Annotated in this window: 14 protein-coding genes; 3 read left to right on the forward strand and 11 right to left on the reverse strand. The window is 64.6% G+C overall.

Going from position 1 to position 13547, the window contains the following annotated elements:
* Positions 1–541: 541 nt before the first annotated feature.
* The 11 genes from flgL to flgB all read right to left on the reverse strand — a co-directional run bounded on the left by flgL (position 542) and on the right by flgB (position 11367).
* A complete protein-coding gene (gene flgL / locus F7R26_RS33985) occupies positions 542–1771 on the reverse strand; it encodes a flagellar hook-associated protein FlgL (protein ID WP_150992464.1) in 1230 nt (409 codons plus the stop codon).
* Between the two features lie 43 nt (positions 1772–1814).
* Positions 1815–3731 (reverse strand): flagellar hook-associated protein FlgK, encoded by a 1917-nt coding sequence (gene flgK / locus F7R26_RS33990; protein ID WP_150992462.1) that lies wholly within the window; start codon positions 3729–3731, stop codon positions 1815–1817.
* Positions 3732–4064: 333 nt separating this feature from the next.
* Positions 4065–5102: a flagellar assembly peptidoglycan hydrolase FlgJ gene (gene flgJ, locus F7R26_RS33995; protein WP_150992460.1), complete on the reverse strand. Its 1038-nt coding sequence runs from the start codon at positions 5100–5102 to the stop codon at positions 4065–4067.
* Between the two features lie 2 nt (positions 5103–5104).
* Positions 5105–6238 carry a flagellar basal body P-ring protein FlgI gene (locus tag F7R26_RS34000; RefSeq protein WP_150992458.1) on the reverse strand — a complete coding sequence of 378 codons (1134 nt, stop codon included), beginning with the start codon at positions 6236–6238 and terminating at the stop codon, positions 5105–5107.
* Between the two features lie 7 nt (positions 6239–6245).
* Complete coding sequence (gene flgH, locus F7R26_RS34005; RefSeq protein ID WP_150992455.1) at positions 6246–6929, reverse strand: flagellar basal body L-ring protein FlgH; 684 nt, start codon at positions 6927–6929, stop codon at positions 6246–6248.
* The gene (gene flgG / locus F7R26_RS34010) at positions 6926–7714 is read right to left on the reverse strand and encodes a flagellar basal-body rod protein FlgG (protein WP_150992453.1); all 789 of its coding nucleotides are present in this window, start codon (positions 7712–7714) and stop codon (positions 6926–6928) included. The genes flgH and flgG overlap by 4 nt, the downstream gene beginning before the upstream one ends.
* A gap of 50 nt (positions 7715–7764) precedes the next feature.
* Entirely contained in the window at positions 7765–8508 is a 744-nt protein-coding gene (gene flgF / locus F7R26_RS34015) for a flagellar basal-body rod protein FlgF (RefSeq protein ID WP_150992451.1), read from the reverse strand.
* 41 nt (positions 8509–8549) lie between these two features.
* Positions 8550–9797, reverse strand: a complete 1248-nt coding sequence (gene flgE, locus F7R26_RS34020) for a flagellar hook protein FlgE (RefSeq protein WP_150992449.1) — start codon at positions 9795–9797, stop codon at positions 8550–8552.
* Between the two features lie 61 nt (positions 9798–9858).
* The gene (locus F7R26_RS34025; protein WP_150992447.1) at positions 9859–10530 is read right to left on the reverse strand and encodes a flagellar hook assembly protein FlgD; all 672 of its coding nucleotides are present in this window, start codon (positions 10528–10530) and stop codon (positions 9859–9861) included.
* A 14-nt stretch (positions 10531–10544) separates the two neighbouring features.
* A complete protein-coding gene (flgC, locus tag F7R26_RS34030; protein WP_150992445.1) occupies positions 10545–10952 on the reverse strand; it encodes a flagellar basal body rod protein FlgC in 408 nt (135 codons plus the stop codon).
* A gap of 7 nt (positions 10953–10959) precedes the next feature.
* Entirely contained in the window at positions 10960–11367 is a 408-nt protein-coding gene (gene flgB / locus F7R26_RS34035; RefSeq protein WP_150992443.1) for a flagellar basal body rod protein FlgB, read from the reverse strand.
* A 221-nt stretch (positions 11368–11588) separates the two neighbouring features.
* Here flgB and flgA point away from each other — a divergent pair, with 221 nt between their 5' ends.
* The 3 genes from flgA to F7R26_RS34050 all read left to right on the forward strand — a co-directional run bounded on the left by flgA (position 11589) and on the right by F7R26_RS34050 (position 13342).
* Positions 11589–12308, forward strand: coding sequence for a flagellar basal body P-ring formation chaperone FlgA (gene flgA / locus F7R26_RS34040; protein WP_150992441.1), 720 nt, complete (start codon positions 11589–11591; stop codon positions 12306–12308).
* A 184-nt stretch (positions 12309–12492) separates the two neighbouring features.
* The gene (gene flgM / locus F7R26_RS34045) at positions 12493–12795 is read left to right on the forward strand and encodes a flagellar biosynthesis anti-sigma factor FlgM (RefSeq protein ID WP_150992439.1); all 303 of its coding nucleotides are present in this window, start codon (positions 12493–12495) and stop codon (positions 12793–12795) included.
* Positions 12796–12883: 88 nt separating this feature from the next.
* A complete protein-coding gene (locus F7R26_RS34050; protein ID WP_150992437.1) occupies positions 12884–13342 on the forward strand; it encodes a flagella synthesis protein FlgN in 459 nt (152 codons plus the stop codon).
* Positions 13343–13547 lie beyond the last annotated feature (205 nt).

The following is a 13547-nucleotide window of genomic DNA, read 5'->3' on the forward strand; positions in this document are numbered from 1 at the left end:
CGTGGGCGGGATGACCAGGAGGAACGCGTGCCACTTCCACTGAAAGACGCCGCCGACAAGCCGTACCGCCCTCAGAGGGACGGAACACGCCAGGTGCTGGCGGTGTCGCGGGATGTGGCCGAGAAGTTGTCACGGCTGGCGTCGGTTGCGATCATCTCAGTGACTGCACCTGGACGGCCGCCGGCTGGCCTGGATGGATTCGAGCGCGTGCTTTGGCTCAGCGTTGCCAATGTGGCCCATATGAGCGCGGACCTGTCGGCCAGGGCGAGGGATAAGCTCGCAGATGCATTTCGGCCGGGACAGGCCGGAACAGGCCGGAACGCGTGCGGGAGCTACCAGCGAACGTCTTGACTATCGTTGTGCACTGTGAAAGCGGGTATTCGAGGTCATGCGCGACTGCGCTGGCGCTGCACCGGCTGTATGACTATTCGACTGACAATAGATATCCTTCAGAAGCCAAACACATGCCTTGGCGAAATATCCTATCGTCGTGAGATAGCAGCCGGCTTGTGCGGCCAAGCGCTTGTTCCGGCCGGATCTACTACCCCTGCAGATACTTGAACAGGTTCATCCCCTGGATCTGCATGAATGACTGTTGTGCCGCCTGCAACGCGGTCTGCTGCTGGTAGTACTGGGTGATGGCCGATGCGTAGTCCAGATCCTGCAAGCCGGAAAGCGTCTGCGTATAGTTCAGGCCGCGGTTCGTACCAATGGTATCGAGCGCGTCCAGCTCCTGCATGCGCGAGCCAACCGAGGATTGCACCGTGCTGACGTTGTCCAGCGAGTTGCTCATCTTGCGGTTCGCCGTGGACAGGGCGTTGGCCAGCGAGGCACGGTCGGCGTCAGTCACCACGGGCTTCTTCAGCACAGTGATCAGGTTCTGCAGGTTGGCAAAGATATCCGTGCCCGCCTGCTGGGCAGGTTGAAGGTTGATGCTGTCGCCGTTCTGCGGCGTACCGCTGACGGTGATCGAGAGCCCGCCAACCTGGATCCCGGTGCCGTCCACATAGTTCACCGGCGCTCCGACAGCCGCAGGCGGGACGGCGCTCTGATCCATCACCTGATACTGCATCGTGCCTGAGGCGTTGCTGAAATTGATCGAGAGATTGTGGCCATACAGCGGATTGGTTGGGTCCGTGACCGTGACCGCGCTATATGTCGCCGCGCCAGTATTCCCGGCCGGCGCCGAGGCCACGTAGGTGGCCGTGCTCTGCACGCTCTGGAACACCGAGCGGCCATCGTCACCGGCAGGCATCTGCCGTGCAACGTCGACCTGCAGCAGTTGCTGGCTGGTATCGCCGTTGTACTGGACCGCGCCGCCGGCGTTCGTGGCGAACGGCGGCGTAGCGGACTGGTATCCTGCGAACAGGTAGACGCCATTGCCGTCGTTGGTGTTGGCAAGGCCCAGCAACTGGTTGTAGCTGTCTTGCAGCGACGTCGCGATAGAGGCCCGGTCGGCGTCGCTCATCGAGCCGCCGCCTGCCTGCACCACCAGCGTCTGGATATTCTGGATGGTGGTGACCACGCTCGTGAGCGTGCTGGACTCCATCGACAGATTGATATTGGCCTGCTTGCGCGACGTGGCGTACTGGTCATTGACCGCGCTGGCCTGGGTCACCTGCAGCGCGCGGGTGGCGGCAACGGGGTCGTCGGACGGGGTCAGGACGCGACGACCGGAGCCGAGCTGCTGCTGCACATGCAGCAGCGAGCTTTGCTGGTTGTTCATCGAGGCCAGTCCTTGCTGATAGAGCATCGAGCTTGAAACGCGCATGTCTGTTCCTTTGGAATCCGTTTCGTCAGTTCAGTCAGTTCGTTCAGTTGAGGCCGATGATGGCGTCAAACAGCGTCGATGCGGTCTGAAGGACCCGGGCATTGGCCTGGTAGAGTTGCTGAAAACGCAGCATCGAAACGGTCTCCTCGTCCATATTCACCCCGGAAACGGCTTGCTGCGCGCTCGTGGCCTGGGTGGTGATGGCGTCCTGGGACGTCGACGCGATGCTAATCGACTGGGCCTTGCTGCCTACGTCATTGACCAGTTGCGAATAGGCGTCGTTGAAGTTGGAGATGCCGCCGATGGTCTTGGTGGTCTGCAGCTTCGCCATGGCCAGCGCGTTGCTGTTGTCCGACACGCCCGCCAGATTCGGCGTCAGTGTGAAGGAGTCGCCGGCCTTCGGGGCGCCGGCCAGGGTGACAGTGATGCCATTGAAGGTGTAGTCGGTACCGCTACCGCTGGGATTCGGGGCGGAGGCGGTCGGCACCACCGGGTTGCCGCTGGTATCGATGAACGTGTAACCGGCGCCGTTGTACGTCGCGGTAATCGCCGAAGCCGGCATGCTGAAGCCGCTTGCCACGTTGGTGACCTTGGCCGTGCCGGTCCCGGCATTGGCCGCCGTCGCGGTGGTGAGCATCGGGCCGGCAGCGGCGATCTTGGCCGGATCGGTGACCGCCATATCCATCGAGGCCGCCACATTGCGGGTCGGCTGGATCTGGAAGGAGTCGTTGGCCGCCATCGGCGCACTGACCTGGATGTTCAGGCCATCCGCGGACAGTGTCATCGGGTAGGTGGCAGCGGCGCCCGGCGCGGTCGCTACCGTCTTGTTGTCCGACGCGCGCACGAGATTGTAGTTGGTACCGTCGTAGCTCAGCGTGTAGTCGCTGGTGGTCAGGGTCGCGGTATTGCTGATGGACGCCGTCACCTGCGCAGCGCCGGTATTGTTGGTGTTGGCGATCGCAACCGGAGCGCCAAGCTTGAACATATTGCCGCCAATCTGGCCGGTCAGGTCAACCCCAAGGCCTTGCTGCGTGTTGTACGCCTGGCCGATTGCCAGCGACAGGCGGCCGATCGCGTTCTGCGCGCTGTCGAGCGTCTGCGATCGATATTGCAGAAGGCCGCCGACAGAGCCGCCCGTGATCGTGCTGTCGGGCATCTCGACAGTATTGCCGTTGGCCAGGGTGTAGGCGATTGACGTGCTGGAGGGGTCTGCCGCCGACGGCACCGCCTTCAGGGCGAAGGCATTGCTGCCCATCACCAGCGCCTGGCCGTTGCCGATCGTCACGTTGTAGATGCCGCCGTCCTGCACCACGACCTTCGCGCCAATCAACTGGGTCAGCTGGGATGCCACCTGGTCGCGCTGGTCGAGCAGGTCATTGGGCGGCAAGCCACCCGACGCGGCTGTAGCCTGGGTGATCTGGCTGTTGAGCTGGGCGAGTTGCTGCGCGTAGGTGTTGACCTGGGTCACCGAGGTCTGCAGCTGGCTGTTGACGCCCTGTTGCAGTTGCTGGAAGTAGTTGTTGACCGAGCGCATCTGACCGGTCAGTGTCTGACCCGCGTTCAGCAGTGCCTGCCGTGCGGACGGATCTGCCGGGGTATTGGACACACCTTGCACCGCGGAGAAGAAGCTCTGCATCACCGGCGCGAGGCCACCCTTCTGGTCGGCCAGCAGATTGTCGATCTGGCTGATCTGGTCGGAGTAGCTCGACAGTTGCGCGCTGGCGCCCTGGGCATTGCGCAGCTGCGTGTTCAGAAAGTCGCTATAGACACGCACCACCGAGGTGGCGTTCGAGCCCTGGCCATAGTAGCCACCGGCGCCAAGCTGGCCGCCCGCCGACGCAATCAGCGTGTTCTGCCGCGAATAACCCGCTGTGGCGGCGTTGCTGATATTGTGACCAACGGTCGTCAGCGCGTTCTGCGCCGTGTTCAGACCAGAAAGACCGATAGAGAAGAGAGACATGCTCGAACCCCGCAACTGTTAGCTGCCGCGGACCAGGCCTGGCGAACCGCGCATCTGGCTGTACGAAGCCTGCCGATGCCGGTTCGCCGCTGCCGGACTCGACGGCGGTGAATGAGGTAGATAACGGCAGATTTGCAACAAGACTTTAGTGCGCTGCCGAGCGTTTTTCGTACTGGCCAACGTCTTCCCGGCTGGCCACGCCGGTATTGCCAAGGAGCCGCGCAGACACGGCCCGGCGTTCGGCTCTTTTCGCCCGTTCGCCCCCCCTTCTCGCACCATCCTGCGCCATCCCGCGCCATCCCGCGCCGCTCCGGGCGCGTTACCGCAATGGGCTCAGACGGGTACCTTGCGCATGATGCGCACCAGCTTCTCGCCGTAGGCGGGATCCGTGGCATAGCCCGCGCGCTGAAGGCCGCGCGCCGCTTCGTCCGGCGTCGCTGCCGCCAGGACCGGGGCATAGCGCGGGTTGTTGCTCAGCAGCCGGCCGTAGTCGGCGAAGGCTTCGTCATAGGAGCCATAGGCACGAAAGCGCGCGCGCACCTTCTGTGGCTGGCCGTCGACGTATTCGGTGGTGGTGACTTCGGCGACCTGGCCTTTCCAGCCTGGCCCGGCCTTGATGCCGAAAACGTTGAATGTGGTGCTGCCGTCCGGATTGGTAATCTCGCGCCGGCCCCAGCCGGATTCGAGCGCCGCCTGGCCCAGGATCAGCCGCGCGGGAACGCCGGTGGCGCGAGCCGCGGACTGCGCCGGCCCCGCCATGCGCGAGATGAAAGCGCTGATATGGGCCGGCGTATCCTCCGGCAAAGCGCCGTTGCCGCCCTGCCAGGCACCGGCATCTTGCGCCTGGTACTGGCGCAGGCCCGCGGTCGGGTTCCAGTTCGCGCCGGCCACCACGCTACCGACGCGCGGCGTATCCGCGTCGCCGTTGCGCATATCGAGCACGCGTGCCAGTCCGGGCGCGGCTTCGTCCATGCCGGCCTGCAGTCCGGCGGCGGCCTTGCCCGCGGCCGAACCCGCGCCGCCGGCCAGTTCGGGCGGAAGCCCGCTGCCGTTGGCGCGCGCGAGCTGGCGCATCATGACGTCGGCCAGCCCTATGCCACGCGACGACAGCTGCTGTGACAACTGCTGGTCCATCATGGACATGTACAGCTTGGTCTGCTCGTTGTCGAACATGCCGTCCTGCGGCGTCGCGTCGCGCATGCTCTTGAGCATCATCTGCGTGAACACCGCTTCGAACTGGCGCGCGGCGGTGCGCAACGTGCTATCGCTGGCGCCCGTGCGCGCGTTCTGCTTGAGCGCCTCGAAGCCCTGGGTGTCGAGCGCGAAGCGTTGCGACAGATCGGCCTGAGCCGCCATTTGACTGGAGGACATGATCAGATGATCTCCAGTTCAGCCCGCAGCGCCCCGGCCGCGCGCATGGCTTCCAGGATGGTCTGCAGGTCGGCCGGGGTGGCGCCGAGGGCATTCAGGCCCTTGACCACCGCCGCCAGCGACGCGCCGGCCTTGACCATCTGCAATGCGCCGCCTTCCTGCTTCATGTTGATCTGCGACACGGGCGCCACCACGGTCTGGCCGCCACTGAAGGGAGCTGGCTGGCTGATCACCGGCTGGGTGTTGATGACCACCGAAAGATTGCCGTGCGCAATGGCACAGTCATCGACGGTGACGGCCTGGTTCATCACGATGGAGCCGGTACGCGCATTGAGGATGACCTTGGCGGCCGCCTTGGCGCGTGTGACATCGATATTCTCCAGGCGCGCCATGAAGCCCACCCGCGCGCTCGGCGCAGCCGGGGCGCGCACCTGCACCACGCGGCCATCGAGCGCGCTGGCCACACCACCACCCATATTGCGGTTGATGGCCTCGACCACCCGCTCCGCGGTGCCATAGTCGGTATCGCGCAGTTCGATATTCAGCACGCCACCTTCGGGCTGGAACGACGGAACCGCGCGCTCGACGATGGCGCCGTTGGCAATGCGCCCCACCGCCAGCTGGTTCACCTGCACCTTGCTGCCGTTGGCCGACGCCCCCGCGCCCCCCACCAGCATATTGCCCTGCGCCAGCGCATAGACCTGGCCGTCCGCACCCTTGAGCGGCGTCATCAGCAAGGTGCCGCCGCGCAGGCTCTTTGCATTGCCCATCGACGACACCACCACGTCGAGCGGGCTGCCGGGCTGGGCGAACGGCGGCAAGGTGGCGGTGACCATCACCGCGGCAACGTTCTTGAGCTGCATGTTCTTGCCGGCGGGCAGCGTGACCCCCAGCTGCGACAGCATATTGGTCAGGCTCTGCGTGGTGAACGGCGTCTGCATGGTCTGGTCGCCGGTATTGTCCAGCCCGACCACGAGGCCGTAGCCCACCAGGGGGTTGTCCCGCACGCCCTGGAAGCTGGCCAGGTTCTTCAGCCGTTCCGCATGGGCCGCGCCCGCCAGCACGCCCAGCGTCAGCGCAAGGATAAAGGCGCGGACAAAGCGGCAGCGCAAGACGGGAAGCGAGGACTGGAACATATTGCGATCAGTACGGTGAGACATTGAGGAAGAAACGCTGTAGCCAACCCATGTTCTGCGTCTCGTCGATATAGCCCTTGGCGGTGTATTCGATGCGGGCGTCGGCCACCTGCGTGGAGGACACGCCGTTGTCCCCGGTGATCGTGCGCGGGTTGACAACGCCGGAGAAGCGGATGAATTCGGCTCCCTGGTTGATCGCCAGCTGCTTCTCGCCCGACACCACCAGGTTGCCGTTGGCCAGCACTTCCAGGACGGTCACGGTGATGGTGCCGTTGAAGGTATTGGCGGCAGTTGCGCCGCCGCTGGCCTTGAGGCCATTGGCGCCGCTCATGGTGGCGTTCTGGCTGCTGCTGAACAGGCCGCCCAGTGCCTTCGGCACGGCATCGAATGCGAGCGCGCTGTTCGAGGTGCGGGAGGCATTGGTGCCGGAGTTCTTGCTGGCGTTGACATTCTCGCTGATCACGATAGTGAGGATGTCGCCCACATTGCGTGGCCGGCGGTCTTCGAACAGCGGGTTGCCTGCGTACGAGGACTGGTAGATGGAACCGCTGGCCCGCCCTAGCGCGCGCGGTTCGGCACGCGCGGTGGTCGGGAGCTGGACCAGCGGCTCGCGCGGCGCCAAGGCACAGCCGGTCACGAGGCAGCACAGGGCGAACGCGCCCAGGCGAGTCAGCGAGGCAACCATGATCATCCGCCGAGCTGGGTCAGGCGCTGCAGCATCTGGTCGGAGGTCTGCACCGCCTTGCTGTTGATTTCGTAGGCACGTTGCGTCTGGATCATGCTGACCAGCTCTTCCACCACATTGACGTTCGACGTTTCAACGTAGTTCTGCTGCAGCGTGCCGGAGCCGTTCAGTCCCGGCACGGTGGTGTTAGGCGCGCCCGACGCATCCGTCTGCGCGTACAGGTTCTCACCCATGCTCTCCAGCCCGGTCGGATTCATGAACGTCGCCAGTTGCAACTGGCCAACCTGCACATTGGTGCTGGAGCCGGGCTGGGTCACGGAGACCGTGCCATCACGCCCAACCGTCAGCGAAGTGGAGTTGGCCGGGATCGTGATCGCGGGCTGGATCACGAAGCCACTGGACGTCACCAGCTGGCCGTTCTGGTCCGTCTGGAAGGAACCGTCACGGGTGTAGGCGGTGGTGCCGTCCGGCATCGTCACCTGGAAGAAGCCCTGCCCGTTGATGGCCACATCCTTGGCGTTGCCGGTCTGCTGCAGATTGCCCTGGATATGCAGACGCTCGGTCGCCACCGGGCGCACGCCCGTGCCTAGCTGCATGCCCGATGGCAGGGTGGTCTGGTCGGACGACAGCGCGCCCGGCTGGCGCACGGTCTGGTACATCAGTTCCTCGAACACGGCGCGGCTGCGCTTGAAGCCATTGGTGGAAACGTTGGCCAGGTTGTTCGAGATCACGTCCATCTGCGTCTGCTGCGCATCGAGGCCGGTCTTGGCAATCCAGAGTGAGCGGATCATGGTTGTCCTTGCAAGGCCACCGCTAAACGCGGCGGCACATCAAATCAGGTTCAGTTGGTCGACAGCAGCGAATTGGCGCGCTGGTCATTGGTATCGGCGCCCTGGATCATCTTCATCTGCATCTCGAAGCGGCGGGCATTGGCGATCATGTCCACCATGGACTCCACCGGGTTCACGTTGCTGCCTTCGAGCGCGCCGGAGACAACCCGCATGGTGGTGTCTGCCTGTAGGGGCTGCACCCCCTCGCGCGGGTGGAAGAGTCCGTCGTCGCCGCGGGCAATGGACTCGGGCGTCGGGTTCACCAGCTTGAGCTTGCCGACCTGCGCCATGCCGGCCGCAGCCTCGCCCGGCCCGCGCGCAGTGATGGTGCCATCGCTGCCGATGGTCACGCTGGAGCCCGGCGGCACGCTGATCGGCCCGCCGTCACCCATCACTGGCAGGCCGGTCGAGGTCTGCAACTGGCCGTCGGCCGAGAGCTGGAGCGAGCCTGCGCGCGTATAGGCCTCGGAGCCATCGCGCGCCTGCACCGCAAGCCAGCCGTTGCCCTGCATCGCCACATCGAGCGGGCGCTCGGTATAGGTCAGCGGGCCCGCCTTGAAGTCCGCACCTGGCGTGGACGCCAGCGCGAACGCACGCGTAGGCGACTCCTGCCCCACCACCGGCACCGCGCGAAACAGATTGATCTGCGCGCGGAAGGCCGGCGTGGAAGCGTTGGCCAGATTGTTTGACACCGCGGCCTGCTGGTCGAGTGTCTGCTTGGCGCCCGACAGGGCGGTGTAGATCATGCGGTCCATGGCGGGCTCTCAGTTGCAGCTCATCGTGCCGGCGGCGCCGGTCACAGGTTGACCAGGGTCTGCATGACCGTATCCTGCGCCTTGATGGTCTGCGCGTTGGCCTGGTAGTTGCGCTGCGCCACGATCAGGTTGACCAGCTGGCCCGACAGGTCCACGTTGGAGTCTTCCACCGCGTTCGACTTGAGCTGGCCGAGGCTGCCACCGGGTGTGGCAATCAGCTCCTGGCCCGACGACCCGGTCGCGGACCATACGTTGTTGCCCTGGGGCTGCAGGCCCTGCACGTTGCCGAAGCCAGCCAGCACGACCTGGCCCAGGCTCTGCGTCTGCTGGTTCGAGTAGCTGCCGAGGATGGTGCCGTCCGGTTGCATCGCGAAGCCCAGCAGGCTGCCCGACGTGTAGCCGTTCTGGGTCAGGGACTTGGTATCGTTGTCGGCGCCAAACTGCGTGGTGCCAGACAGGTCGATCGTGGAGGTCAATGCCGCCGCGCCATTGGCCGCTGGCAGGGTGAAGCTGGCCAGCGCGGCGGGGGTCGGCGAAGTCAGCAGGCCGCTCGAGCTGAATTGCAGGGCGATAGGGGCAGGCGCGCCGGCAGGGCCGCTAACCAGGTTGCCGGCCGCGTCGGTAATATTCATCTGCCAGTCGGAGCCGCCGGCGGCGGTGCCGGGGCCGGCAGCCTGCTTGCTGAAGTAGGCGGTCAGCTGCTGCGCATTGCCCAGCGAGTCGTAGACCGTGATGCCGGTGCTGTAGTTGAACATGCTCTGCGTTGGCAGAGCAGCTGGGGTGCTCACGAAGGCGGTGGCCGGCACGGTGCTGCCCGAGTTCAGGTTGAACTGCGCGCTGGTCGTGGAGGTCGCCTTGGGCTGCATCTGGGCATTCGAGATCACCAGCGGCTGCGGCTTCACGCCGCCACCGCCGGCCACGCCTGCCGGGTAGCCTGTCAGCTGCAAGCCCTGCGCGTTGGTCAGCTTGCCGTCAGCCTGCTTCTGGAACTGGCCATTGCGCGAGTAGAAAACAGAGCCGTCGGAGCTGACCATGCGGTAGAAGCCCATGCCATTGGTAATCGCCACGTCGAGCGAACTGCCGCTCGACTCGATGTTCCCCTGGCTGAACGACTGCACCACCGAGTTCACGCTGGTACCCAGGCCAATCTTGGTCCCGGCGTAGACATCGGCGAACTGCGCGGTCGACTGCTTGTAGCCAACGGTGTTGGCGTTGGCGATATTGTTGCCAATCACATCCAGATTGGCGGCTGCGGCGTTAATGCCGCTTACCCCTTGACCGAAACCCATGATTTCCCCTTGTTACCTTTAGTTCGTGAAAAGCCGGCGGGCCTTGCGTCAGCCCGGCTGATTAAAGGATGCGGCGAACGTCATTGACGTTCGCCGTGGTGCCGCTAGCCAGCCCCACCAGCACCCCGGTCGAATCGCCGCTAACGCTCTGCACCGCGCCGTAGACCAGGGCCACGGGCTTGACGTCCGTGCCATTGGCGGTAGCCGCCACCTTGAAGGTGTAAGTGCCATCCGCCACCGTGGCACCGGCATCGTTCTTGCCGTCCCAGGTGACGTCCTGCACGCCGGCAGCCTGGCCTTGCAGGTTGATCGTGCGTACGGTGTTGCCAGACTGGTCGAGCACGCTCACGGACACGGAATCCGCGGCCGAAGGCAGATCGATGCCGATCTTCGAGGGGACGCCGCTCGCAACGCTCACGCTGCTGCCCGGCACCATCACCGTGCGGCCGATCAGCGCCGCCGAATCCATCGCGCGCCCTGCGCTGACCTGGCTCAGCAGCGAGTTCAGCGTGGTGTTCATGGTCTGCATGGAGCTCACCTGGCTGATCTGCGCGAGCTGCGAGGTCAGTTGCGAGTTATCCATGGGGTTGAGCGGATCCTGGTTGTTCATCTGCGTCACCAGCATCGTCAGGAAGCTGTTCTGCAGGTCGGACGCGCTGGCACTGCCACCCTGCAGGGCATTGGTGATCCCTGCTGTGGTGGTGTTGTTATTGACAGAAGAAGTCGTAGTCATTTTCGTATCCCGGGTTACTGACCGATGGTCAGCGTCTTGAGCATCATGTTCTTGGCGGTGTTCAGCACTTCCACGTTGGCCTGGTAGGAGCGCGAGGCCGAGATCATGTTGACCATCTCCTCCACCGGGTTGACGTTGGGCATCGTTACATAGCCGTTTGCGTTAGCAAGCGGATGAGTGGGGTTGTAGACCATGCGCGGCGGCGATGAGTCTTCCACCACGCCCTCCACCTGCACACCGCCGACATCGCTCTGGCCCGGCGTGGGCGCAAGTCCGAATATGACTTGTTTTGCACGGTAGGGCTGGCCGTTCGGCGTCACCGCGCTGTCGGCGTTGGCCAGGTTGGAGGCCGTCACGTTCATGCGCTGTGACTGCGCAGCCATGGCCGAGCCGGCAACTTCAAAGATATTCAGTGCTGACATGGTGTGCTCATTGCTGGATGGCCGACAGCATGGTCTTGATCTTTGCACTCATGATGGTGAGACCGGATTCGAAGTGGACCGCGTTGTCGGCAAAAGCGATGCGCTCGGTGTCCATTTCCACGGTATTGCCATCCATGCTCGACTGCATCGGAATGCGATAGGCGAGATCCTGGCTATCGGCGGAAGGCGCCTGGCCCGGCAGGTGGCGCACTGACGTGGTCGACAGCGTCACCCCCTCGGCCTGCTTGCCGCGTTCCACGGTCTGCGCCAACGTGCTGGAAAAATCGAAGTCACGTGCCTTGTAGCCCGGGGTGTCGGCGTGCGCGATATTGGAGGCAATCACCGATTGCCGCTGGGTCCGCAAGCTCAGTGCTTCCTGCTGGAAGCGCAATGCCGCGTCGAGTCTGTCAATCATGTCTGTGTCTCGCTGGAAGGGGAGAACAACGGAGGTCAACCTTCTTCAGGTGTGCCATCTTAGGGTCGTTGCCATCATGCCAATCGCATGAATAGAACATGGAAACCCGCGCATTTCGCCCCGAACGGGAACGCGTGCTTGCCTACAATGGGGTCCGTTCTCACACACTTGGCTCGCGCGTTCACGGCGCGTGCCGCGTAGCTTCCTTGCTGGATGCCCACATGAATTCTCGTTTCCGGGCCGCTGCCGCACGCGCCCTGCTTTGCGCGCTTGCTGCCGGCGGCATGCTGGCCGGCGGCGCCCGGGCGGCGCAGCCCACGCCCTTTCCCGAAGACCCGGTGCGGGTAGCGGTCGAGCAGTTCCTTGCACAACAGACGGCCGGGCTGCCCGGCAAGGCAAGTATCCAGGTCGTGCCGCCCTCAGGCGGCCGGGCGCCGGATTGCCCCTCCCCCGAACCCTTCCTGCCCCCGGGAGGTTCACCTTGGGGCCGCGTGTCGGTGGGTGTGCGTTGCGCAGGTGAACGCCCGTGGACCCGCTATGTGCAAGCCCGCGTGTCCGTGGTAGCCGACTACTATGTGGCCGCGCGCGCACTCATGCCCGGCGAATCGATCGATGCTTCCGCACTTGAGGTACGCCAGGGCGACCTGTCCACCCTGCCGCGCGCTGTGGTGACGGATCCGGCCCAGATCAACGGCGCGGTCGCGGCCAACCGCATCGCGGCGGGTTCGCCAATCCGAACGGACCTGTTGAAGAAGGCGATCGCGGTGCGGCAAGGGCAGAATGTGACGGTGATGGTAGAAGGCGATTCCTTCCAGCTCAGCAGCGAAGGCAAGGTAATGGCCGATGCCTCGGTGGGCAGCAACGTGCAGGTAAGGCTCAAGAGCGGACAGGTGGTCAGTGCGCTGGTGCGCAGCGGTGATACGGTGGTGCTGCAACAGTAGGCAGGATGGGCAGGATGGGGACGGCAGGCGAGATCCGCATGTGGCGAGGCCGCTGCACGGCGCGCCCCGGACCGGGGCGGCCATGCGGCTCGTGAGACAATGCCAGGCCGAACGCCAGACTTATTCTTCCTAAAGTTTTGCAGGAATCATCCGATAAGCCGAAGGAACCCAGCAAGGAATCACCGTGAAGATCAATCAGACCACCTCGTCGAGGCCGACCGATGCCACCGACGGCGCTGTCCGTACAGCCGCCGGTGCTCCCCAAGCGGCCGCAGCACCGGTCACGACCGACGTGCGCATGAGCCCCCTGGCTGCCCAAGTGCGCGACATCGGCTCGCGCCTGGTCCAGGACCAGGACGATGACATCGATACCGCCAAGGTCGACGAGATCCGCCAGGCAATCACCGAAGGCCGCATCAAGATTGACCCCAGCAAGATCGCCGACGGGCTGCTCGCGTCGCTTCGCGAACTGAACGGCGGGGCGTAGCCGGCTGGTGACGGACTGCCTTCCGGCCGCCGCCAGCGATAACCGGGCCGCAAGGCCAGCCACAGACCACAGACGATAGGCAACAACCATGAGCCAGTCCCTGATTCAGAACCTGAGCCGGGAAACCGAGTTGGTGCGGGAATTCTCCGCCGTGCTCGGCGAGGAAAGAAAGCTGCTCAAGACGGGCGACTACCACGCCCTTGCCGCGGCGCTCGATCGCAAAGTCGAACTGGCTGGCTTGCTCGGCGCGCTCACTACCGCGCGTGAAGCGCAGATGGGTGCACTCGGGATCCGCGTTGCCGCAGGCGGGCAACTGGTCGGCCGGCACATTGACCCTGGCACTGAGACGGCATGGCGGTCCCTGTTGCTCGCGGCGCGCACGGCGCGCGACGGCAATGAACTCAACGCAGCGGTGGTGGATGCACTGCGCGGTTATACCGACGAAGCCATCCAGGTCCTGCGCCAGCGCGGCGACACAGCCACGGTGTATGGGCGCGATGGACGTACTCAGACCGGCCCGCAGGGCGTCAGCCTGGCCAACGGTTGAAATCGATGCTTTGCAAATGTGGCTGCCCGCGGCGGCCACATGAAATCCGGCCAGACTTGGCGGATGAATCACACCGGCTTTACTCCCGCCGCCATGGATTCCGGGCTGGCTCGATGTCAGCCACAACCCCACTTATCTGGCGGACAGCGTGCCTCGCGAGGCAGGCTTCGACAGGCGCAGCAACAGTCCTGGGGATCCCCCAATC

It is taken from the genome of Cupriavidus basilensis (assembly GCF_008801925.2).
Taxonomy (GTDB): Bacteria; Pseudomonadota; Gammaproteobacteria; order Burkholderiales; family Burkholderiaceae; genus Cupriavidus; species Cupriavidus basilensis.

Excerpts from the sequence above, each read along its gene's own strand:
- flgF (WP_150992451.1), bottom strand. The coding sequence starts at position 8,508 with ATGGACCGCATGATCTACACCGCCCTGTCGGGCGCCAAGCAGACACTC.
- flgK (WP_150992462.1), bottom strand. The coding sequence starts at position 3,731 with ATGTCTCTCTTCTCTATCGGTCTTTCTGGTCTGAACACGGCGCAGAAC.
- flgB (WP_150992443.1), bottom strand. The coding sequence starts at position 11,367 with ATGATTGACAGACTCGACGCGGCATTGCGCTTCCAGCAGGAAGCACTG.
- flgC (WP_150992445.1), bottom strand. The coding sequence starts at position 10,952 with ATGTCAGCACTGAATATCTTTGAAGTTGCCGGCTCGGCCATGGCTGCG.
- flgA (WP_150992441.1), top strand. The coding sequence starts at position 11,589 with ATGAATTCTCGTTTCCGGGCCGCTGCCGCACGCGCCCTGCTTTGCGCG.
- F7R26_RS34000 (WP_150992458.1), bottom strand. The coding sequence starts at position 6,238 with ATGTTCCAGTCCTCGCTTCCCGTCTTGCGCTGCCGCTTTGTCCGCGCC.
- flgL (WP_150992464.1), bottom strand. The coding sequence starts at position 1,771 with ATGCGCGTTTCAAGCTCGATGCTCTATCAGCAAGGACTGGCCTCGATG.
- flgH (WP_150992455.1), bottom strand. The coding sequence starts at position 6,929 with ATGATCATGGTTGCCTCGCTGACTCGCCTGGGCGCGTTCGCCCTGTGC.
- flgJ (WP_150992460.1), bottom strand. The coding sequence starts at position 5,102 with ATGTCCTCCAGTCAAATGGCGGCTCAGGCCGATCTGTCGCAACGCTTC.
- F7R26_RS34050 (WP_150992437.1), top strand. The coding sequence starts at position 12,884 with ATGAGCCAGTCCCTGATTCAGAACCTGAGCCGGGAAACCGAGTTGGTG.
- F7R26_RS34025 (WP_150992447.1), bottom strand. The coding sequence starts at position 10,530 with ATGACTACGACTTCTTCTGTCAATAACAACACCACCACAGCAGGGATC.
- flgG (WP_150992453.1), bottom strand. The coding sequence starts at position 7,714 with ATGATCCGCTCACTCTGGATTGCCAAGACCGGCCTCGATGCGCAGCAG.
- flgE (WP_150992449.1), bottom strand. The coding sequence starts at position 9,797 with ATGGGTTTCGGTCAAGGGGTAAGCGGCATTAACGCCGCAGCCGCCAAT.